The organism is Deltaproteobacteria bacterium, assembly GCA_029210625.1.
GTDB lineage: Bacteria > Myxococcota > Myxococcia > SLRQ01 > SLRQ01 > JARGFU01.
Genome location: JARGFU010000011.1, coordinates 140189 through 161655, shown reverse-complemented (window position 1 = coordinate 161655; position 21467 = coordinate 140189). Strand labels below are relative to the sequence as shown.

The following is a 21467-nucleotide window of genomic DNA, read 5'->3' as shown; positions in this document are numbered from 1 at the left end:
GGGACCCCAACCCGTGGTGATCCTGTTCGAGAGGCGCAAACGCCCGGAAAAACTTGGAAAAAAGCTTGACCGGGTCCCCCCCCGCGGGCAGTATCGCGGCCTAGAGTGGTATGAAGTGGGATCAAGTGTCATAGATGGGATCGGGAGCGGAGCGGTGAGCGCCTCCCGGGGAGCAAAGAGGTCAAGGAATTCCGCATGTTCAGGGGGGAATTCGAGCACGCCATCGACCCGAAGGGGCGGACCAGCCTCCCGGCGTCCTTCCGAGAGCAGCTCTCGACGGGGGGATCGGACCGGCTGGTGGCGACCGCAGGCCTCGACGCCTGCCTCCTGCTCTACCCCCTGCAGGCCTGGGAGGAGCTCGAGCGCAAGCTCGCCGCCCTGCCCTCGATGGACCAGCGGGTCCGGACCGTCAAGCGCGCCCTGATCGGCCGGGCCCACGAGATCTCGGCCGACCGCCACGGCCGCATCCTCATCCCCCCTCCGCTCCGGTCCTACGCGGGCTTCGAGCGCGAGATCGTCTTCGTGGGCCAGCTCTCCTTCATCGAGCTCTGGGCCCGCGACAAGTGGACTCCCGACGCGCAGTCCTTCGACCCGGCCGAGGTTCAGGCCGCCATCGCCGATCTCGACCTCGAGATCTGAAGCGAGGAAAGCTCATGCCGAGAATCGAGACCCGAACTGGTGTGGTGGTCATCACCCCCGAGGGCGACATCAACCACTCCGAGATGGTGCGCGTGAAGAACGTCATCTCGGAGAGCCTGCGCCAGGGTCAGACGCGCTTCGTCCTCGATCTCACCGAGGTCGATCACATCAACTACATGACCCTCGGGGTCCTGGTGGAGCGCGCGGGCCGGCTGCACCGCAGCGGCGGCGCGCTCTTCCTGGCGGGGCTCTCGGGCTACCTCGAGAAGATCCTGCGCTTCACCGGTGTCGACGAGCTCTTCCAGATCTTCGACACCCCGGAGCTCGCTTGCGTGGCGCACGGCGCACAGCGAATGCAACGCTCCTACGATCTTGTTGCCGGCGCGAGTGGAAGCTGGGTCCCGCAGATGAACTGAACCGGTGGGCGTCTCCGGGTGTGGACCGATCCGGGGCGCCTTTCTCTCACTTGATCGAGACATGCCCGCTGTTGCTGTAACCGAGCTGATGGCATCGAGCGCAAACGCACCTCACGGACACCATCCGGTGATGGAGGCCGAGGTGCGCGCGCTGCTCGAGCCGGTCCTCGGCCCGGGCAAGCGCGCCCTCGACTGCACCCTCGGCCGCGGCGGGCACACCGCCCTGCTCCTGGCCACCGGCGCCGAGGTCATCGCCCTCGATCGCGATCGCGACGCGATCGAGGCGGCCCGCGCCCGCTTCGGTGACGAGCCCCGCCTCACCCTCGTGCACGCCCCCTTCTCCGAGGCCGGGGCGATCCTCGCCGGACGGGGAGGGCGGGTCGACGCCCTCTTCGCCGACCTGGGGGTCTCCTCCCCGCAGCTCGACGTCGCCGCCCGCGGCTTCTCCTTCCAGGAGAACGGGCCCCTCGACATGCGGATGGACCAGACCCGCAGCGCCTCCCTCGCCGAGCGCCTCGCCGCGGTCGACACCGACACCCTGGCCGGCGTGCTCTGGCGCTACGGCGACGAGAAGGCCTCCCGGAAGATCGCCCGGGCCATCCTCGCCGCCCTCGAGGAGGGTGAGCTCACCGGCACCCGGCGCCTCGCCGAGCTCGTCGCCGGCCTCGTGCCCCCCGGGCGCTCCGGGGGCAAGCGGGGCCGCCGGATCCACCCGGCCACCCGCACCTTCCAGGCCCTGCGGATCTGGGTCAACGACGAGCTCGCCGAGCTCGAGGCCCTCCTGGCGAGCCTCCCCTCGGTGCTGCGCACCGGCGGGCGGGCGGCCTTCCTCTCCTTCCACTCCCTCGAGGACCGGCCGGTGAAGCAGGCCCTGCGGGAGCTGGCCCGGGGCTGCACCTGCCCCCCCGACTTCCCGGTCTGCGCCTGCGGCAAGGTCGCCCGCGGCCGCCTGCTCACCCGCAAGGGCCTCGAGCCCGACGCGGACGAGATCGCCCGCAACCCCCGGGCCCGCTCGGCCCACCTGCGCGCCCTCGAGTGGCTGGAGGTGAGCGATGTCTGAGCCCCGGCGCCGCATCGAGCTCCTGCCGGTGATCGCGGCGATCCTCATCGTCGCCTCCTTCTCGGCGGCCGGCCTCTTCCACACCTGGCTGCGGATCGAGGGGCTGCGGATCGGCTACGCCATCTCCCAGGCCACCAGCGAGCAGCGGGTCCTCCAGCGAGAGAACGAGCGCCTGCACCTGGAGGTCGCGACCCTCGAGGCGCCGGCCCGGATCGAGCGCATCGCCCGCCAGGAGCTGGGCATGCGCGCCCCGGGCGCCAGCGAGGTCACCGTCGTGCGCGAGCCGGCGAACGCGCCCACCAAGGTCGCCCGCCGCGACACCCCGGCGGCCGTCGAGGCCCGAGGGGATGGCTAGGCCCGCCGGGAAGAGCCGCTCCAGGGACGGGCGGAAGAAGGCCGACAACCGGGTGGCCCTCTCCTGGATGCGGGCGAGGGTCGCGATCGTGGGGGTCGTGCTGAGCCTCGGCCTGATCGCCCTGGCCTGGCGGGCGGTGGACCTGCAGGTCCTCCAGCACGAGCGCCTCTCCGAGATGGCGCGCAGCCAGACGCTGCGCGAGGTCGTGGTCCAGAACCAGCGTGCCCGGATCGAGGATCGCAACGGCGAGGCCCTCGCCCTCTCGGTGGACGTCGAGTCGGTGGCGGTCGATCCGAGCAAGCTCCCCGACCTCCCGGCCGCGGCCCGCCAGCTGGCCCGGGCGCTCCACCTCGATCCCTCCCGGGTCGAGGCGCGCCTCTCGAAGGGGCGCTACTTCTCCTGGGTGAAGCGGCGCATCCCGCCGGCCGAGGCCCGCGCCGTCGAGGCCCTCGGGCTGCCGGGCGTTCGCCTGGTCGGCGAGTCGCGGCGCTTCGCGCCTCACCGGGAGCTGGCCGCGCAGGTCCTGGGCTTCGTCGGGATCGACGGCAAGGGCCTCGAGGGGCTCGAGCTCTCCCTCGACGGGCGCCTCCGCGGCCAGCGCGCCTCGGCCTCGGCGCTGCGGGACGCCCGGGGCCGCCGCCTGCTCCAGGACGATCCCTTCGACGAGGCCACCGCCTCGGTCGGCAGGGTGACCCTCACCCTCGATCGCACCATCCAGTGGATCACCGAGCGGGCGCTGCAGCGGGCGGTGAAGGAGGCCGAGGCCAAGGCGGGCATGGCCCTGGTGATGGATCCGCAGACCGGCGCGCTCCTGGCGATGGCCAGCTACCCCACCTACAACCCCAACGACGCCGGCGCCTCGAGCCGCGACAGCCGCCGGAACCGGACCATCACCGACGTCTACGAGCCGGGCTCCACCTTCAAGATCTTCACCCTCGGCGCGGCCCTCGAGGCGGGCCTGGTGGGACCGCGCACGGTCATCGACACCGAGGGCGGGGCGATGCGGCTCGCCGGCCGGACGATCCACGACAGCCACCCCGAGAAGACCCTCACCGTCTCCGAGATCCTCTCGACCTCCTCGAACATCGGCGCGGCGAAGATCGGCGCGATGCTCGGGCCCGACCGCCTCCTCGACACCCTCGAGTCCCTCGGCTTCGGCCGGCGCAGCGGGATCGAGCTCCCCGGCGAGCAGACCGGCATCATGTTCCAGCGCGGGAAGATCGGCCCGGTCGAGCTGGCGACCATGTCCTTCGGCCAGGGCCCGGCGGTCACCCCCCTGCAGGTGGTGACGGCGGCCTCGGTGGTCGCCAACGGCGGCAACTACTTCCGGCCCTACCTGGTCTCGCGGATCGAGACCGCCGACGGCGAGGTCATCGAGAGCGGCCCGCGCCTCGAGCGCCGGGTCTTCTCCGAGGCCACCACCCAGGCCCTGACCCGGATGATGGAGGACGTCGCCCGGCCCGGCGGCACCGGCCCGCGGGCCGCGGTGCCCGGCTTCACGGTCGCGGGCAAGACCGGCACCTCCCAGAAGCCCGACCCCCTGATCGGCGGCTACTCCCCCGACGCCCGGGTGGGCTCCTTCGTCGGCTTCGTCCCCTCGAAGGCGCCGCGCCTGACCATCCTGGTGGTCATCGACGAGCCGCAGGGCGTGAAGTACGGCGGCGTCGTCGCCGGCCCGGCCTTCCGCGAGATCGCCGAGGACAGCCTGCGCTACCTCGGCGTGCCGGCCACCGAGCCCCTCCCGGCGGTGGCCGAGGCCGCCCCGGAGCCCGCCGAGGAGGCCCCCGAGACCATGACCGCGCTCCTGCCCATGGGCCTGGTCGCGCCGCCCGAGGGCAAGACCCTCGTGCCCGACGCCCGGGGGATGGATCTGCTGCGGGCCATCGACCTCCTGGCCGAGCGCAAGCTCGAGCCGCGCCCCAGCGGCTCGGGCATCGTCCTGAACCAGAACCCCCTTCCGGGCACCGTGGCCGGACCGGGCACCCCCGTGGAGCTCGTGCTTGCACCCCGAGGCTGACGTGCTGCTCCCCGATCTCATGCAGGGAATCGAGCACCGGCGGCTGGCCGGGGCGGAGGGCTCCGTCCTCGCTGGCCTGGAGATCGGGAAGGTGACCACCGACTCGCGGGCCGCCGGCCCCGGCGTGGGCTTCTTCGCGGTCCCCGGCAGCCAGGCCGACGGCCACGACTTCCTCGCCGACGCCCTCGCCCGCGGCGCCACCCTCCTCGCCCTCGAGCGGGAGGAGGCGGCGCCGGCCCTCTCCCCCGATCAGGCCGAGGGGGTCGCGGTGCTGCGGGTCGAGGACGGCCGGGCGGCGCTGGCCGAGGCCGCGGCGAACCTGGCGGGCCGCCCCGCCGAGCGCCTGCCCCTGGTGGGCATCACCGGCACCAACGGCAAGACCACGGTCAGCTGGATCCTCGAGTCCATCGCCCGGGCCGCGGGTCGGCCCAGCGGGCTGGTCGGGACGGTCGCCTTCCGCTTCGCCGGGATCGAGCGCCCCGCGACCCACACCACCCCGGGGCCCGAGATCCTCCAGCCCCTCCTGGCCGAGATGGTCGAGGCGGGCACCGAGCTGGCCGTGCTCGAGGTCTCCTCCCACGCCCTGGATCAGCGCCGGGTCGAGGGCTGCCGCTTCCGGGCCGCGGTCTTCACCGGCCTCTCCCGCGATCACCTCGACTACCACCCGGATCTCGAGAGCTACTTCCAGGCCAAGGCGCGGCTCTTCCACGAGCACCTGGAGCCGGGGGCCGCCGCCGTCGTCTCCCTCGACGGTGAGTGGGGCCGCCGCCTCCACACCGAGCTCGCCGAGCGCGGGCTCGAGCCCGTCGGCACCAGCGCGACCGACGAGCCCGCCGAGGGCGCGGCGGCCTTCGCCTCCGAGATCCGCCTCGGCCTCGAGGGCATCCGCGCCACCCTCCACCTGCCGCGCACGGGCGCCCTGCCGATCCGCTCCGAGATGGTCGGCCGCCACAACCTCGCCAACCTCCTCTCGGCCGCCGCCACCGCCGAGGCCCTGGGGATCAGCGGCGAGCAGATCCGCGAGGGCATCGCCGCGTTCCCCGGCCCGCCCGGGCGCCTGCAGCGGGTCGCCGACCCCCGGGCCGGCACCGCGCCCCGCCACACCTTCGTCGACTACGCCCACACCGACGACGCCCTCCTCCGCGTCATCGAGGGGCTGCGCCTCCTCTCGCCGCCCTCCGCCCGGATCGTGGTGGTCTTCGGCTGCGGCGGCGACCGGGACCGGGGCAAGCGCCCCCTCATGGCCGCCGCCGCCGCGCGCGCCGACCGGGTGGTCGTCACCTCCGACAACCCCCGCAGCGAGGACCCCGAGGCGATCATCGCCGAGATCCTGCCGGGCCTGCCGGTCGGCTGCGAGCACCAGGTCGAGGCCGACCGCCGCCGCGCCATCGAGCAGGCCGCGGGCCTGGCCGGGCCGGGCGACGTCCTGCTCATCGCCGGCAAGGGGCACGAGACCTATCAGCTGATCGGAGACCGGAAGCTCCCCTTCGACGACGCGAAGGTGGCGGCCTCGGCCCTCCTCACCGTGGCCCCCGAGAGCCGCAGCCCTGTGGCGCCGGGGACACGCGGAGGAGGCGCGGAGGGCTGAAGATCCGGGCGGATCCGCGAGATCCCGGGCCCGGAACGCGAAGTGCACATGCAGTCGAACGAGGAGATGACACCCAGGGGTGCAACAGGAAGCAACGGATTGAAGCGAGACGGTTTCACGACGAGCGAGGTGATCGACGCCACCGGGGCCAGCCACCGGGCGGGCGAGGGCAGCGCTGCGCCCGCGACCTTCGCCGCGGTCTCCACCGACACCCGCAGCCTCTCGGAAGGCCAGCTCTTCGTCGCCCTCGAGGGCGAGCGCTTCGACGGTCACGACTTCCTCGCGACGGCCGCGCAAGGGGGCGCCACCGGCGCCGTGGTGCGCGCGGGGCACCCGAAGCTCGCCGACGCCCCCTCCGCCCTCTCCCTCTTCCTCGTCCCCGACACCGAGCGGGCGCTGGGTGACCTGGCCCGCCACCACCGGCGGCGCTTCGCCGGCCTCCCCCTGGTGGCCATCACCGGCAGCAACGGCAAGACAACCACCCGGGCCCTCACGGCGGCCGCCCTCGGCGCCAGCCTGGGGGCGGGGCACGCCACCACCGGCAACCTCAACAACCTCATCGGCGTCCCCCTCACCCTCTTCTCCCTCGGCGAGGCGCACGCCTTCTCGGTCGTGGAGATGGGGATGAACGCGCCCGGGGAGATCGCCCGGCTCACCGAGATCGCCGAGCCCACCCTGGGCCTGGTCACCAACGCCGCGGGCGTGCACCTCGAGGGGCTCGGCAGCCTCGAGGGCGTGGCCCGGGCCAAGGCCGAGCTCTACCAGGGCCTGCCCGCAGGCGCGGTGGCCCTCGCCAACGCCGACGACGCCCTGCTCCTGCCCCTGGCCCGGGAGGCCGCGCGGACGCGCGGGCTCGCGCTCCAGACCTTCGGCCGGGCCGCGGACGCCGACCTGCGCCTCCTGGAGGTGGAGACCCTCGCCGGCGGCCGCCAGCGGGTGACCGTCCGCGTCGGCGGCGCCGAGACCCTCACCTTCGAGCTCGGCCTCCTCGGCAGCCACAACGCCCTCAACGCCTGCGCCGCCCTGGCCGTGGCCCGGGCGCTCGGCGCCGACCTCGCCGCTGCGGCGGTGGCGCTCGGCGCGGTCGAGCCGGTGGGGCGCCGGCTGCGACGGACCACCACCCGCGGCGGGGCCATCCTGCTGGACGACTGCTACAACGCGAACCTCGTCTCGATGGGCGCCGCCCTCCAGACCGCCACCGCGCTGGCCGCGCTCACGCCCGGCGGCGGGGGTCGGGTCTTCGCCGCCCTCGGCGACATGCTCGAGCTGGGCCCGCACGCCGAGGCCCACCACCGTGAGCTGGGCGCGCTCGCCGCCCGGGCCGGGCTGGAGGGGCTGGTCGCCTTCGGTCCCCTCTCGGCCTCCACCGCCGCGGCCGCCCGGGAGGGCGGGCTCGAGGCCTGCCAACACACCGAGGAGCCCGCGGAGGCCGCCGCCGCGCTCGGCGCGGCGCGAGAGGGCGACGTGGTCCTGGTCAAGGGGAGCCGCGGGATGCGGATGGAGCGCATCGTCGCGCTGCTCGAGGAGGAGGTGAGCGCATGATCTACAACCTCCTCTACCCCTACGTGGACGCCTGGCCGCTCCTGAACGTCCTGCGCTACCCCTCCTTCCGGATCACCATGGCCGGCCTCACCGCCCTGATGGTCTCCCTCTTCCTGGGCCCCTGGTTCATCCGGCAGCTGCGGGTCGCTCAGCACGGCAAGGACACGGTCCGCGAGGACACCCCCGAGTCGCACCAGGAGAAGCAGGGCACCCCCTCGATGGGCGGCGTGCTCATCCTCATCTCCCTCCTCCTGGGGACCCTGCTCTGGGCCGACCTCCGCTCGCGGCTGGTCTGGACGGTGGTGATGGTGACCTTCTCCTTCGGGGTCATCGGCTTCCTCGACGACTGGACCAAGTTCCGCAACAAGTCCAAGGGCCTCTCGGGGAAGATGCGGCTGGCGCTGGAGTTCGGCCTCGCCGGGCTCTTCCTCCTGATCTTCAACACCGACCTCGATCTGACGGTGGTCTCCGAGTTCCCCTGGGTGCTGGTCGGCTACGGGATCGACACCCACGTGGCGTTGCCCTTCGTCGGCACGCACCTCTTCAACCCGGACCTCGGCTGGCTCTACCCCTTCCTCGCCCTCGGGGTGATCGTCGGCACCGCCAACGGCACGAACCTCACCGACGGCCTCGACGGCCTGGCCATCGGCCCCTCGATCGTCGCCGCCATGACCTGGCTGGTGCTGGCCTACGTCGCGGGCACCGTGCTCTCGGGCTTCAACCTCGCCGAGTACCTCTACATCCCGCACATCGACGGCGCCTCCGAGCTCTCGGTCTACTGCGCGGCCCTGGCCGGCGCTGGCATCGGCTTCCTCTGGTACAACACCTATCCCGCCTCGGTCTTCATGGGCGACGTGGGCTCCCTGGCCCTCGGCGGCGGGCTGGGCACGCTGGCCATCCTCACCAAGAACGAGCTGGTGAGCGCCATCGTCCACGGCCTCTTCCTGCTCGAGGCCCTCTCGGTGATCGTGCAGGTGGGCTCCTTCAAGCTCACCGGCAAGCGGGTCTTCCGGATGGCGCCCATCCACCACCACTTCGAGCTCAAGGGGTGGCAGGAGCCCAAGATCATCGTCCGGGCCTGGGTCATCTCCATCATGTTCGCGCTGATCGCGCTCGCGGGGTTGAAGCTGCGGTGACGACGACCCTCCACTACGGGCCGCCCTACGCCCTCGAGGGCCTGAAGGTGCTGGTGGTCGGCTGGGGCCGCTCCGGCCAGGCTGCGGCGAAGCTCTGCCTGCGCGAGGGCGCCAGCGTGAAGGCGACCGACGCGAGAGAGAGCGACGCGCCCGCCGATCCGGCGCTGGCGGCGGTCGAGCTCGTCCTCGGCCGGCACGAGGTCGAGGACTTCCGGCAGGCGGATCTGATCGTCGTCTCTCCCGGCGTCCCCTCGGGCATCCCCGAGCTTCGCGCCGCCGGCGAGGCCGGCGTGCCCATCCTCGGCGAGCTCGAGCTGGCGGCCTCCTTCTTCACCGGCACGCCGGTGGTCGCCCTCACGGGGACCAACGGCAAGTCGACGACCACGGCCCTCCTCGGGGAGCTCTTCACCGCGGCCGGCCAGAAGGTCTTCGTCGGTGGCAACCTCGGCCGGCCGGCCAGCGAGGCCACCCTCTGCGGGCAGCGCTTCGACGCCATCGTCCTGGAGGTCTCCAGCTTCCAGCTCGAGACCGTCCGGCACTTCCATCCGAGGGTGGCGGTGGTCCTCAACCTGACGCCCGATCACCTCGATCGTCACGGCGACATGGAGGGCTACGCGGCGGCCAAGGCCCGCATCTTCGAGCGCTGCAGCGCCGAGGCGGGCGACGCCCTCGTGCTGAACGGCGACGACGCCCACACCGCCGCCATGGCGGAGGCGGCGCCCTGCGCCACCCACCTCTTCGTCCACGGGGCCGGCCGCCCCGCCAGCGCCTCGATCGAGGAGGGCAGGGTGGTCTTCCAGGCCGGGGACGGCGCCGTCGAGCGCTACCGGCTGGAGAACCCCGCCCTGCGCGGACCCCACAACGAGGCCAACGCCGCCGCGGCGGTGCTGGCCGGGCGCCTGATGGGCCTGCGCCCCGGCGCGATCGAGCTGGGCCTGCAGCGCTTCGGCGGGCTGCCCCACCGCCTCGAGTCCGTCCGCACGCACGGCGGCGTGGAGTGGGTGAACGACTCCAAGGCCACCAACGTCGACAGCGCCGTCACCGGCCTCTCGGCCTTCGCCGCGGGCGTGATCCTCGTGGCCGGCGGGCGGGGCAAGGGCGCCTCCTACGCCCCCCTGGCGGCGGCCGGGCGCGGGCGCCTCAAGGCGGTGCTCGGCATCGGCGAGGAGGGGCCTGCCCTGGTCGAGGCCCTGCGCGAGGTGACCCACGGCCCGGCGGAGATCGTCGGCACCCTCGAGGCGGCGGTGGAGCGAGCCCGCGAGCTCTCGGGCGCGGGGGAGACCGTCCTGCTCTCCCCGGCCTGCGCCTCCTACGATCAGTTCCCGAACTACGAGGTCCGGGGTCAGCGCTTCCGCGAGCTGGTGGAGGCCCTCCCATGAGCACCCGCCGCGTCGATCCCGTCCTCCTCTGGGCGTTCCTGCTCCTCACCGGCATCGGGCTGGTGATGGTCTACTCCGCCAGCGCGGTCGCGGCGGAGCACCGCACCGGCGAGCCGCTGCGCTACCTCCTCGCGCAGCTGGGCGCCGCGGGCATCGGCCTGATGGCCATGCTGGCCTGCATCCAGCTCGGCAGCGAGCGCCTGCGGCACCTGGCACCCCTCGCCCTCCTCGTCGCCATCGCGCTGCTCTGCCTGGTCTTCCTGCCGGGGATCGGCGTCACCGCCAACGGCGCCACCCGCTGGGTGCGGCTGGGCGTGCTCTCCTTCCAGCCCTCCGAGGTGGCCAAGCCGGCCGTGGTCCTCTACCTGGCCTGGACCCTCTCCCGAAAGGGGGACGACAAGGTGCGCTCCCTCGGCGGCGGCTTCCTGGGCCCCGGGCTCCTCGCCGGCATCCCGATCCTCCTGATCCTGATGCAGCCCGACTTCGGCACCGCCGTCACCCTCTCCTTCGTGGTGGGCGTGCTCCTCTTCCTCGCCGGCACCCGGATGCGCTACCTCGGCCTCGCGGCGATGATGGCCGTGCCCGCGGCGGTCTACCTCGTGGTCGCCACCCCGTACCGGATGCGGCGGGTGCTGGCCTTCCTCGATCCCTGGGCCACCCGCGACGACGCCGGCTACCAGGTGGCCGAGTCCCTGATCTCCATCGGGGCCGGGGGCGTCACCGGCCTGGGCCTGGGCGACGGAAGACAGAAGCTCTTCTTCCTGCCCGAGGCCCACACCGACTTCATCTTCTCGATCCTGGGTGAGGAGCTGGGCCTGCTCGGCGTCGTGGCCGTGCTCCTCCTCTTCGGGCTGATCGTCTGGCGGGGCCTGCGGGCCGCCTACCGGGCCGAGACCCGCTTCGGCGCCTACCTCGCCCTGGGGCTGACCACCCTGCTGGCCCTGCAGGCCGTGCTCAACATGGCCGTGGCCATGGGGCTCCTGCCCACCAAGGGCCTGGCCCTTCCCTTCCTCTCCTACGGCGGCAGCAGCCTCGTCATCTCCCTGGCCATGGCCGGGGTGCTCCTCGGCCTCTCGGCCGAGGAGGGCGGCTTCCTGCGTCCGAGCCCGGGGGTGCGCCGATGACCCTGCGGATCGTCATCGCCGGCGGCGGCACGGGCGGACACCTCTTCCCGGGCATCGCCCTGGCCGAGGAGTTCATGACCCGGCACAGCGAGAACGACGTGCTCTTCGTCGGCACCCGCCGGGGCATCGAGAAGGACGCGGTCCCCCGGGCCGGCTTCCCGATCGAGTTCATCGAGGTCCAGGGGTTGAAGCGGGTGGGGCTCGCCTCCTTCCTGGGCAGCCTCCTGCAGGTGCCCAAGGCGATCTGGCAGTCCTGGAAGATCCTGCGCCGCTACCGGCCGGGGGTGGTGGTCGCCGTGGGCGGCTACGCCAGCGGACCGGTGGCGCTGGCCGCCTGGCTGCGGCGGATCCCGGTGGTGGTGCAGGAGCAGAACGCCCTGCCGGGCTTCACCACCCGCACGGTGGGCAAGTTCGCCCGGCGGGTCTTCCTCTCCTTCGAGGAGGCCATCCCCTTCTTCCGGGCCTCCAAGGTGATCATCACCGGCAACCCCATCCGCCAGGCCCTGATGGAGAACTTCCTGCGGCCAGCGCCGCACCGCGACCGCGAGCGGCCCCAGGTGCTGGTCTTCGGTGGCTCCCAGGGGGCGCGGGCCCTCAACGAGGCCGTGGTCGGCGCGGTGCCGATCATCGCCGAGTCCATCCCGACCCTTCGGGTGATCCACCAGACCGGCAAGAATGCGGTGGACGAGGTGAGGGCGGCCTACGAGGCGGCCGGCAGCCCGGCGGTCGTCGAGGTGCAGGACTTCATCCACGACATGTCCGGCGCCTACGCCGGCTCGCTGGTGGTCGTCTGCCGGGCGGGCGCGACCACCATCGCGGAGCTGACCATCTGCCGGCGGGCCGCGATCCTCGTGCCCTTCCCCTTCGCGACCGACGATCACCAGACGCTGAATGCCCGGGCGCTCTCCGACAAGGGCGCGGCGGTGCTGCTGCCCGAGGGCGAACTCACCCCCGAGCGCCTCGCCCGGGAGATCCTGGAGCTGCTCTCCGATCCGGAGCGCCTCAAGAAGATGGAGACGGCCGCGGGGCTCCTCGGTCACCCCGAGGCCGCCCGGGAGATCGCCGACACCTGCGTCGAGCTCTGGATGGCGGACGGCGGCTTCGAGCGCGAGAACCGCGAGGCCGACGAGCGCGCCCGGAAGGAGTCGAAGTCATGACGATGTTCCGGGGCAAGGCGAGCCAGATCCACTTCGTGGGCATCGGCGGCATCGGCATGAGCGGCATCGCCGAGCTGCTCCTCAACCTCGGCTACCGGGTCTCGGGCTCCGACCTGCGGGCCTCCGAGGTCACCGGGCGCCTCCACGCCCTCGGCGCCCGCACCCACCTCGGGCACGAGGCCGGGCACATCGAGGGGGCCGACGTGGTCGTGGTCTCCTCGGCGGTGCCGGCCACCAACCCCGAGGTGGTCGCCGCTCGCGAGGCGGCGATCCCCGTGATCCCCCGGGCCGAGATGCTGGCCGAGCTGATGCGCCTGAAGTACGGCGTCGCCATCGCCGGCTCCCACGGCAAGACCACGACCACCTCCCTGGTCGCGCACCTCCTCCAGGCCGGGGGCCTCGATCCCACGGTGGTGGTCGGCGGCAAGATCAACACCCTGGGGACCAACGCCCGCCTCGGGCAGGGCGACTACCTCGTCGCCGAGGCCGACGAGTCCGACGGCTCCTTCCTCTTCTATGCGCCGGCCCTGGCGGTGGTCACGAACATCGACCCCGAGCACATGGAGCACTACGGCACCCTCGAGGCGCTCCACGAGGCCTTCCTCACCTTCATCAACCGCCTGCCCTTCTACGGCCTGGCGGTGCTCTGCCTCGATCACCCCGTGATCCAGGCGCTGCTGCCGCAGGTGGAGAAGCGCTTCACCACCTACGGCTTCTCCTCGCAGGCCGACTGGCACGCCCGGGCGGTGCGGCCCGAGGGGCTGACGACCCACTTCGAGGTCGTCCACCGTGGCGAGCACTACGGCGAGTTCTCCCTGCCCATGGTCGGGCAGCACAACGTCCTCAACGCCCTGGCCAGCCTGGCGATCGCCGACGAGATGGGGGTGCCGGCCACGGTGAGCCGCGAGGCCCTCGCCTCCTTCGGGGGCGTGCAGCGGCGCTTCACCGTCCGGGGCGAGGTGGGCGGCGTGACCGTGGTCGACGACTACGGTCACCACCCCGCCGAGATCGCGGCCGTGCTCGACGGCGCCCGCAAGGCGATGGACCGGCGCCTCATCGCGGTCTTCCAACCCCACCGCTACACCCGCACCCGTGACTGCTGGGAGGAGTTCACCCGCGCCTTCAACGACGCGGACACCGTGCTGCTCACGCCGATCTACGAGGCCGGCGAGGCCCCCCTCGAGGGGATCGACGCCGAGCTCCTCACCCGGGCGATCTCCCGGCACGGCCACCACGACGCCCGCTTCGCCCCGAGCTTCGACGCGGTCTGCGAGCGGCTGGCGCCCGAGCTCGCGGAGGGTGACCTGGTGATCTGCTTCGGGGCCGGTGACGTCTGGAAGCTCAGCGAGGCTCTGCTGGAGACCCTGCGCGCCGTGGGCGCCGGGGCTGGCACGGAGGAAGAGGCATGAACGCGGCGAGCAAGGTGCGCGGCCGGACCGCGATCTCCGAGCGCCCCCCCTGGGCCGGGGCCATCGAGGCGGTGGCCCGGGGCAAGCTCTCCTGGGCCGAGCCCATGGCGCGGCGGACCACCCTCGGGGTGGGCGGCCCCGCCGACCTCTTCTACGAGCCGGACGGCCCGGAGACCCTCGTCGAGGTCCTCTCGGTGATCCGCCGGGAGCGCATCCCCTACACGGTGGTCGGGGGCGGCTCGAACCTGCTGGTCGGCGACGGCGGCATCCGCGGCCTCACCCTCCACCTCTCTCCCGAGTTCGGTGAGCGCGTCGTTCGCCACCGGGGCAAGGACACGCTCGAGGTCACCTTCCCCGCGGGCACGCCCACCGGCGAGGTGCGGCGCTTCGCCCGCGAGGAGGGGGTGGTCGGCCCCGAGTTCCTCATCGGCATCCCGGGCTCCCTCGGCGGGGCCCTCCAGATGAACGCCGGCACCCGCCTCGGCGAGATGGTCGACGTCGTGGTCCACGCCCAGGTGGCGCACCCCGAGGGGCTGCTGACCATCCCCGCCGCCGACCTGCGCTTCGCCTACCGCGAGGCCACCCTGCCGCCGGGCGGGATCGTCACCTCGGTGACCCTCGCCTTCCACCGGGCCGGCCCCGAGGAGGTCGCGGCGGCCCAGGCCGAGGCCGAGGAAGAGCTCGGCCGCCGCCGCCGCACCCAGCCCCGCGGCCGGAGCGCCGGCTCGGTCTTCAAGAACCCCCCCGGGGACTACGCGGGGCGCCTCATCGAGGAGGCGGGCCTCAAGGGGCGCACCGTCGGCGACGCCCAGGTCAGCGAGGTCCACGCCAACTTCATCATCAACCGTGGCAAGGCCACCTCGGCGCAGGTGCTGAAGCTCATCGAGCTCTGCCGGCGCGAGGTGCGAGCCCGCAGCGGCATCGGCCTCGAGCTCGAGGTCCGCTTGCTCGGAGAGTTCTAGTGGTCGCGAACGCAGAGGCACTGAAGGCGGGCAAGGTCGCCGTCCTCCTCGGAGGGGACTCCTCCGAGCGAGAGGTCTCCCTCAACACCGGCGAGGCCTGCGCCGCCGCGCTCGAGTCGCTGGGCTATACCGTCGAGCGGGTCGACGCCCGGGAGGATCTCGCCGGGCAGCTCACCCGCCTCGAGCCTCTCGCGGTCTTCAACGCCCTCCACGGGCGCTGGGGTGAGGACGGCTGCGTGCAGGGCCTCCTCGAGTGCCTCGGCCTGCCCTACACCGGCTCCGGCGTGCTCGCCTCGGCGCTGGCGATGTCCAAGGTCGCCTCGAAGCGGGTCTTCCACGCCTCGGGCCTCCCCACCGCCGAGTACCAGGTCGTCCTCGCCTCCGAGATCGCGGGCTTCGGCCCCGAGGATCTCGAGCTGCCCCTGCCCTGCGTGGTGAAGCCCGACTGCGAGGGCTCGAGCGTGGGGATCACCATCGTCAAGAGCGAGGGTGAGCTCGCCGCCGCTCTCGAGGCCGCCGCTGCCTTCCCCGGCGACCTTCTCATCGAGCGCTTCGTGGCCGGCCGCGAGATCTCGGTGGCCGTCCTCGACGGCGAGGCGCTGGGCACCGTCGAGATCCGCCCCGCCCGGGAGTGGTACGACTACACCGCCAAGTACGACAAGCAGAGCGGCACCCAGTACCTCGTGCCCGCGCCCCTCTCCGAGGAGGTGGCGCAGGCCGTCCACGGCTTCGCCCGACGGGCGCACGTGGCGCTGGGCTGCAAGGGCGTCACCCGCTCGGATTTCATCGTGCCCGAGGACGACGTCCCCCAGCTCCTCGAGCTCAACACCCTGCCCGGGATGACCGGCACCAGCCTGGTCCCCAAGATCGCCGCCGGCCGTGGCATCTCCTTCGCGGAGCTCTGCGAGCGCCTCCTCCTGGGGGCGGGCCTGGAGAAGGAGCGCGAGGGCTGATGGCGCGCACCAGCACCGGCAACCGGCGAGTGCAGCCGGCCGAGGTCAAGAAGGCCAGGCGCCGTGGTGTGTTCCGCGCCGTCGTCCTCTCGGCGGCGCGCCTCCTGGCCGCCCTCACGGTGGTCACCCTCACCTTCGGGGGGGTCATCGCCGGCTACCTCTGGCTGACCTCCACGCCTCACCTCGCCGTGCGGGACGTGCGCTTCGCCGGCAACCACCGGGCCCGGCTCGACCAGCTGGCCGACCTCGCCCGCATCCGCCCGGGCACGAACCTGTGGCGGATCGACGGTGACGAGATCGAGGCGCGCCTCGAGAGCCACCCCTGGATCCGGCACGCCCACGTCCGGAAGGACTGGCCCGCGGGCCTCTCGATCGAGGTCGAGGAGCACGTGGCGAAGGCCATCGCGGTGCAGGGGGGCCTCTACCTCGTCGACGGGGAGGGGACGATCTTCAAGAACTTCGATCCCGGCAGCGACCCACGGGGCCTGCCGGTGATCACCGGCCTCGACACCGAGGCGAGCGCCGCCGAGCTGCGAGAGCCGCTCCGGCAGGCCCTCGCCGTGCTCGCGGCCTGGAACGAGATCGAGGGCCGGCGGCCCCTGGCGGAGATCCACCGGGATCCCGTCCGCGGGACCAGCCTCACCCTCGCCGAGTCCGACGCTGCGCCGCCGCTGGTGGCGCACCTCGGCCGGAACGAGCTCGGGGCGCGGATGAAGCGCCTCGATCATCTCCTCCTGCTTCTCTCCGAGAGGGGAGAGGCGCCAAGGGAGGTCTTTGTGGAAGGTCACACGCGCCCACAGTGGGTGGTGGCGCGGGTGGAATAGAAGCGGCACCCACAATTTCCGTAGCGGCTGAACAGGTGGGGTGAGAGCCCCGGACCCCGGTGGGGAGAGATCCAAAGCCGGAGTCGAAGCAGTGCCTCGAAGGTCGTGAGGGAGGATACATGGCGAAGAAAGGAGAGCTGATCGTCGGTCTCGACATCGGCACGACCAAGATCTGCGCGATCGTCGGTGAGGTCACCGAGAGCGGTATCGACATCATCGGCATCGGCAGTCACCCCTCCAAGGGACTACGCAAGGGCGTGGTCATCAACATCGAGTCCACCGTGGCCTCGATCAAGAGAGCCATCGAGGAAGCCGAGCTCATGGCCGGCTGCGAGATCTCGACGGTCTATGCAGGCATCGCTGGTGGTCACATCAAGGGCTTCAACAGCCACGGTGTGGTCGCGGTGAAGGACAAGGAGATCCGGCAGCCGGACGTGGAGCGGGTGATCGACGCGGCGAAGGCCATCGCGATCCCGCTGGATCGAGAGGTCATCCACATCCTGCCGCAGGAGTACATCGTCGACGAGCAGGACGGCATCCGGGAGCCCATCGGGATGAGCGGCGTGCGCCTCGAGGCGCAGGTCCACATCGTCACCGGTGCGGTCTCCTCGGCCCAGAACATCGTGAAGTGCGCCAACCGGACGGGCCTCAACGTCGCCGACATCGTGCTCGAGCAGCTGGCCTCCAGCGAGTCGGTCCTCACCGAGGACGAGAAGGAGCTGGGCGTCGCGCTGATCGACATCGGCGGTGGCACGACCGACCTGGCCATCTTCTCGGAGGGGGCCATCGTCCACACCAGCGTGCTGGCGGTGGGCGGCCACCACCTCACCAACGACATCGCGGTGGGCCTGCGGACGCCGACCCACGAGGCCGAGAAGATCAAGCTGAAGTACGGCTGCGCGATGGCGTCGATGGTCGACCGAGAGGAGACCATCGAGGTGCCCAGCGTGGGCGGACGCTCTCCCCGGGTGCTCTCGCGGCAGATCCTCTGCGAGATCATCGAGCCGCGGGTGGAGGAGATCTTCATGCTCGTCCACCGGGAGATCCAGAAGTCCGGCTACGAGGAGCTGCTCGCCAGCGGGCTGGTGATCACGGGTGGCTCGACCCTGCTCGAGGGCATGGTGGAGCTCGCCGAGGACGTGACCAGCTTGCCGGTGCGACGGGGTACGCCCCGAGGCATCAGCGGCCTGGTCGACGTGGTGAGGAGCCCCATGTACGCCACCGGCGTCGGGCTCGTCCTCTACGGCGCCCAGCACCAGGATGCGAAGCACTTCCGGGTGAGGGACGAGAACGTCTACGGCAAGGTTCGCGGGCGGATGCGCGCGTGGCTGGCCGATTTTTTCTAGGGAACAACTCCGCCCCGAGAGGGGACACGCAGACGCGAGAGCGGATGAAGCGAAAGGGAGAAAGAAACAATGTTGGAATTCGAGCGTAGAAACGACAGTGGAGCGAGGCTGAAGGTCGTTGGCGTCGGCGGCGGTGGCGGGAACGCGGTGAACACCATGATCGAGGGTGGCCTCGACGGGGTGGACTTCATCGCCGCCAACACCGATCTGCAGGCGCTGCGGAACAACCGGGCGTCCATCAAGATCCAGCTGGGCGAGACCACCACCCGCGGCCTCGGCGCCGGGGCGAACCCCGAGGTGGGGCGCTCCTCGGCCCTCGAGGACAAGGAGCAGCTGGCCGACAGCCTGGCCGGCGCGGACATGGTCTTCGTCACCGCCGGCATGGGTGGTGGCACGGGCACCGGCGCGGCGCCGATCATCGCGGACATCGCGAAGTCGGCCGGCGCGCTGACGGTCGGCGTGGTGACCAAGCCCTTCGCCTTCGAGGGGAAGCGGCGCCGGCGCCAGGCGGAGGAGGGCATCCTCGAGCTGAAGGAGGCGGTGGACACGCTGATCACCATCCCCAACCAGCGCCTCCTCTCCATCGCGGACGAGAGCACGACGCTCCTCGACGCGTTCAAGAAGGCCGACGAGGTCCTCTACAACGCGGTGCAGGGCATCTCCGATCTGATCACCACGACCGGCCTGGTCAACGTCGACTTCGCCGACGTGAAGACCATCATGAGCGCGCAGGGCATGGCGCTGATGGGCTCGGGCTACGGGATCGGACCCGATCGGGCGAACGAGGCGGCCTACCAGGCCATCAACTCGCCGCTCCTCGAGGAGGTCAGCATCGAGGGCGCCCGCGGCATCCTCATCAACATCACCGCCGGGCCGGGCCTGACCCTGCACGAGGTGAACGAGGCCCTCTACACCGTGCAGGAGGCGGCCGACGAGGACTGCCACATCATCTTCGGCTCGGTGATCGAGGAGCGGATGGGTGACGAGATGAAGATCACCGTCATCGCCACCGGCTTCTCCCCCGAGGACGAGCGCCGCGTGCAGCGGGTCACCCCGGGCGCCTCCGCGGGGCGGACCGCCACCCGCCGGGCTCCGGTCACCGCCACCGTGCGGCCGATCGATCGCCACACCTCGTCGATCTCGCGGCGCAGCCCGCCGGCACCCGCGCCGGCCACCAAGCCCGCGACCATCGACCCCCGGGCCGCCTCGGCCATCGCGCCGCCGGCCCCCGCGCCCTCCGAGGCCGACACCGACGTGCCGGCCTACGTCCGGGCCCAGCAGTCCCGGGTCGGGGCCTACGGCTCCCCGGCCGCCACCGGCGGTGAGGTCTCCGAGGTCGAGGACGAGTTCGACATCCCGACCTACCTGCGCCGCGGCGTGGACTGATCGGAAAGGTTGACCCTGTAGTATCTCCGCCCGTCCTCACCTCACTGCACGAGGTGGGGGCGGGCGTCTTCGTTCCGGGGGTCAGTCCGCGGTCTTGCTGCGGGCCACCAGCTCGTTGGCCAGCGCCTCGGCCTCGGTGATGCCCAGGCTCTTGGCGTACTGGAGGGCGAAGCCCCGGACGTAGGCCGCCGGGGGCAGGCTCTCCCAGCGCTCCTCCTCGAGGGACTCGAGGTGGGCCCGCATGATCCGGGTGCGGCCGGCGCAGTCGTCGAGGGTCAGGCGCAGGTGCTCGCGCACCCGCTTCAGGGAAGCCCCCGGAGACGCGGGGTCGTAGGGCGGGGGCTTCGAGGTCGGCGGGAGGGCCTCGCTGAAGGCCTCCCGCTCCGGCTCGGAGAGGAGCTTGTAGGCCGCCTCCACCTGCGCGAGGCGCTCGCGGCGCTCGCTCTCGTCCATCAGGGCGTAGCTGGCCAGCGCGCCCTCCCGGTAGACCGCGACCCGCCCGTGGTAGGCGCGATCGATCTCGCGGGTGTCCGGCTCGGTCTCGGGATCGAGGCCCAGGAGGCGCAGGGCCTCTTCGCGGGGAGTGGGCTGGCTCACGGCTCTCGGGATCCCAGGTGCTCGGCCAGGCCCCGGATGGCGCGGGAGAAGTCGGCGTTGGGGGAGCGCTCGTAGACCACCGCCCGCTCGGCGATGGCGTCGAGGACCTCGTCCTCCCGGGGCAGGGTGGCGAGGTGGGTGATGCGCGCCCCGAAGTACTCCTGGCAGGCCAGCTCCATCTCGGCGCCCAGGCGCTGGTGCTCGGCCCGGCGGGCCTGGTTCACCACGAGGTGAGCGCTGAAGCGCTGGACCCGCTCGGCCAGCACCTCGCCGGCCTCGGCGTCGACCTCGGTCACCGCCGCGACCAGGGCCCGGGGCGAGCGGATGCCCCGCTTCATCCGCTCCTCGAGGAGGTTCTGGATCAGGGTCTTGCGCTGCCCCTTCTTCGCCGTGTCCCGCAGGGAGCGATAGAAGGCCGACTTCAGGAAGTGGTAGGCGTTCTCGATCGAGGTGGGCTCGGGCGCCACCACGACGATGCGCTCGTCGGCGGCCAGGAAGAAGTCCAGGACGTTGAAGGCCGAGCCCGCGCCCAGGTCCATCAGGACGTGATCGACGTCCAGCTGCCGCACGTGGCGCAGGAGCTTCAGCTTCTGGACGTGCCGGGGGTTCGCCGCCTCCAGCCCCCGGGAGCCGCTGGCCAGCCAGAGGTTGGGGATGGTCGTCGGTACCAGCACCTCGTCCAGGCGCTCGACCTTCCGCGAGATGAAGTCGGCCAGGCAGCGCTGCGGGCTCGCGAGCCCCAGGACGGTGTGGCAGTTCGCCCCCCCCAGATCGGCGTCCACCAGGACCACCCGCTCTCCCCGCCGGGCCATCGCCACCGCGAGGTTCACGCTGAAGAGGGTCTTGCCGACCCCCCCCTTGCCTCCGCCCACGGCCCAGACGGTGGGCTCGAGGGCCGTGCGCAGGCGGGCCCGTAGGCTCGCGGCCGCGTCCGGGCCGTTGCTGTGGCTACCCCCTGGTTGCATCTTCGCCTTCGCTGGCAGAGTCCCGGTCAGCATAGCAAGCGGGAAGCACCCCAGCGAGTTTGCCTCGCCCTCGTCCCACCACTAGGATGCGCGCCTTCAACCCTCCCGGAGGTCTGACGACGTGAATTGCCCCTGTGGGTCCGGACAACCCCTGGCCGATTGCTGCAAGCCCTACATCAAGGGAAAGAAGAAGCCCCCGACGCCCGAGGCGGTGATGCGGGCGCGCTACACGGCCTACGCGACCAACGAGACCCAGTACATCCTGACGAGCAACGCCCCCGAGACCTCCGAGGACGTGGATCTCGAGGCCACCAAGCAGTGGGCGAAGAAGGCCGAGTGGGAGGGCTTCGAGATCGTCGACAGCCAGATGGACGAGGGCGGCGAGCGCGCCGAGCTCGAGTTCATCGCCCGCTACTCGATCGACGGCCAGAGCATGACCCACCACGAGCTCTCCACCTTCGTGAAGCTCGAGGACGGGTGGTACTTCCTCGACGGCGACGCGGTGAAGCCCAAGCCCATCCGGCGCGAGGGTCCCAAGATCGGCCGGAACGATCCCTGCCCCTGCGGGAGCGGCAAGAAGTACAAGAAGTGCTGCGCGGCCTGAGCGCTTCC

General features: G+C 72.1%; 20 protein-coding genes. 18 read left to right on the top strand and 2 right to left on the bottom strand.

Annotated features, from left to right (window positions below):
* Nucleotides 1-195: 195 nt before the first annotated feature.
* From mraZ to ftsZ, 17 genes are all read left to right on the top strand, one after another.
* On the top strand, nt 196-639 hold the full coding sequence (gene mraZ, locus P1V51_12365; protein MDF1563833.1) for a division/cell wall cluster transcriptional repressor MraZ: 444 nt from the start codon (nt 196-198) through the stop codon (nt 637-639).
* Nucleotides 640-653: 14 nt separating this feature from the next.
* Nucleotides 654-1055: an STAS domain-containing protein gene (locus P1V51_12360; protein MDF1563832.1), complete on the top strand. Its 402-nt coding sequence runs from the start codon at nt 654-656 to the stop codon at nt 1053-1055.
* An 88-nt stretch (nt 1056-1143) separates the two neighbouring features.
* Nucleotides 1144-2115 carry a 16S rRNA (cytosine(1402)-N(4))-methyltransferase RsmH gene (gene rsmH / locus P1V51_12355; GenBank protein ID MDF1563831.1) on the top strand — a complete coding sequence of 324 codons (972 nt, stop codon included), beginning with the start codon at nt 1144-1146 and terminating at the stop codon, nt 2113-2115.
* The gene (gene ftsL, locus P1V51_12350) at nt 2108-2470 is read left to right on the top strand and encodes a cell division protein FtsL (GenBank protein MDF1563830.1); all 363 of its coding nucleotides are present in this window, start codon (nt 2108-2110) and stop codon (nt 2468-2470) included. The genes rsmH and ftsL overlap by 8 nt, the downstream gene beginning before the upstream one ends.
* A complete protein-coding gene (locus P1V51_12345; protein ID MDF1563829.1) occupies nt 2463-4487 on the top strand; it encodes a penicillin-binding transpeptidase domain-containing protein in 2025 nt (674 codons plus the stop codon). The genes ftsL and P1V51_12345 overlap by 8 nt, the downstream gene beginning before the upstream one ends.
* A 1-nt stretch (nt 4488) precedes the next feature.
* Nucleotides 4489-6075, top strand: coding sequence for a UDP-N-acetylmuramoyl-L-alanyl-D-glutamate--2,6-diaminopimelate ligase (locus P1V51_12340; protein MDF1563828.1), 1587 nt, complete (start codon nt 4489-4491; stop codon nt 6073-6075).
* Nucleotides 6076-6174: 99 nt separating this feature from the next.
* The gene (locus tag P1V51_12335) at nt 6175-7617 is read left to right on the top strand and encodes a UDP-N-acetylmuramoyl-tripeptide--D-alanyl-D-alanine ligase (protein MDF1563827.1); all 1443 of its coding nucleotides are present in this window, start codon (nt 6175-6177) and stop codon (nt 7615-7617) included.
* Nucleotides 7614-8753: a phospho-N-acetylmuramoyl-pentapeptide-transferase gene (gene mraY / locus P1V51_12330; protein MDF1563826.1), complete on the top strand. Its 1140-nt coding sequence runs from the start codon at nt 7614-7616 to the stop codon at nt 8751-8753. Before P1V51_12335 ends, mraY begins: the two co-directional genes overlap by 4 nt.
* Entirely contained in the window at nt 8750-10132 is a 1383-nt protein-coding gene (gene murD / locus P1V51_12325) for a UDP-N-acetylmuramoyl-L-alanine--D-glutamate ligase (protein MDF1563825.1), read from the top strand. The genes mraY and murD overlap by 4 nt, the downstream gene beginning before the upstream one ends.
* The gene (ftsW, locus tag P1V51_12320) at nt 10129-11256 is read left to right on the top strand and encodes a putative lipid II flippase FtsW (GenBank protein ID MDF1563824.1); all 1128 of its coding nucleotides are present in this window, start codon (nt 10129-10131) and stop codon (nt 11254-11256) included. Before murD ends, ftsW begins: the two co-directional genes overlap by 4 nt.
* Entirely contained in the window at nt 11253-12413 is a 1161-nt protein-coding gene (murG, locus tag P1V51_12315; protein MDF1563823.1) for an undecaprenyldiphospho-muramoylpentapeptide beta-N-acetylglucosaminyltransferase, read from the top strand. The genes ftsW and murG overlap by 4 nt, the downstream gene beginning before the upstream one ends.
* Nucleotides 12410-13822, top strand: a complete 1413-nt coding sequence (gene murC, locus P1V51_12310; GenBank protein ID MDF1563822.1) for a UDP-N-acetylmuramate--L-alanine ligase — start codon at nt 12410-12412, stop codon at nt 13820-13822. The genes murG and murC overlap by 4 nt, the downstream gene beginning before the upstream one ends.
* Complete coding sequence (gene murB / locus P1V51_12305) at nt 13819-14784, top strand: UDP-N-acetylmuramate dehydrogenase (GenBank protein ID MDF1563821.1); 966 nt, start codon at nt 13819-13821, stop codon at nt 14782-14784. The genes murC and murB overlap by 4 nt, the downstream gene beginning before the upstream one ends.
* Nucleotides 14784-15737, top strand: a complete 954-nt coding sequence (locus P1V51_12300; GenBank protein MDF1563820.1) for a D-alanine--D-alanine ligase — start codon at nt 14784-14786, stop codon at nt 15735-15737. Before murB ends, P1V51_12300 begins: the two co-directional genes overlap by 1 nt.
* Nucleotides 15737-16561 carry an FtsQ-type POTRA domain-containing protein gene (locus P1V51_12295; GenBank protein ID MDF1563819.1) on the top strand — a complete coding sequence of 275 codons (825 nt, stop codon included), beginning with the start codon at nt 15737-15739 and terminating at the stop codon, nt 16559-16561. Before P1V51_12300 ends, P1V51_12295 begins: the two co-directional genes overlap by 1 nt.
* A 119-nt stretch (nt 16562-16680) precedes the next feature.
* Entirely contained in the window at nt 16681-17907 is a 1227-nt protein-coding gene (gene ftsA / locus P1V51_12290; protein ID MDF1563818.1) for a cell division protein FtsA, read from the top strand.
* Between the two features lie 69 nt (nt 17908-17976).
* Complete coding sequence (ftsZ, locus tag P1V51_12285; protein ID MDF1563817.1) at nt 17977-19293, top strand: cell division protein FtsZ; 1317 nt, start codon at nt 17977-17979, stop codon at nt 19291-19293.
* An 81-nt stretch (nt 19294-19374) separates the two neighbouring features.
* On the opposite strand, the gene P1V51_12280 is transcribed toward ftsZ, so the two are convergent.
* On the bottom strand, nt 19375-19890 hold the full coding sequence (locus tag P1V51_12280) for a helix-turn-helix transcriptional regulator (protein MDF1563816.1): 516 nt from the start codon (nt 19888-19890) through the stop codon (nt 19375-19377).
* Nucleotides 19887-20855 (bottom strand): P-loop NTPase, encoded by a 969-nt coding sequence (locus tag P1V51_12275; protein ID MDF1563815.1) that lies wholly within the window; start codon nt 20853-20855, stop codon nt 19887-19889. The genes P1V51_12280 and P1V51_12275 overlap by 4 nt, the downstream gene beginning before the upstream one ends.
* Before the next feature lie 121 nt (nt 20856-20976).
* On the opposite strand from P1V51_12275, the gene P1V51_12270 reads away from it, so the two are divergent.
* The gene (locus P1V51_12270) at nt 20977-21459 is read left to right on the top strand and encodes a YchJ family protein (GenBank protein MDF1563814.1); all 483 of its coding nucleotides are present in this window, start codon (nt 20977-20979) and stop codon (nt 21457-21459) included.
* Nucleotides 21460-21467 lie beyond the last annotated feature (8 nt).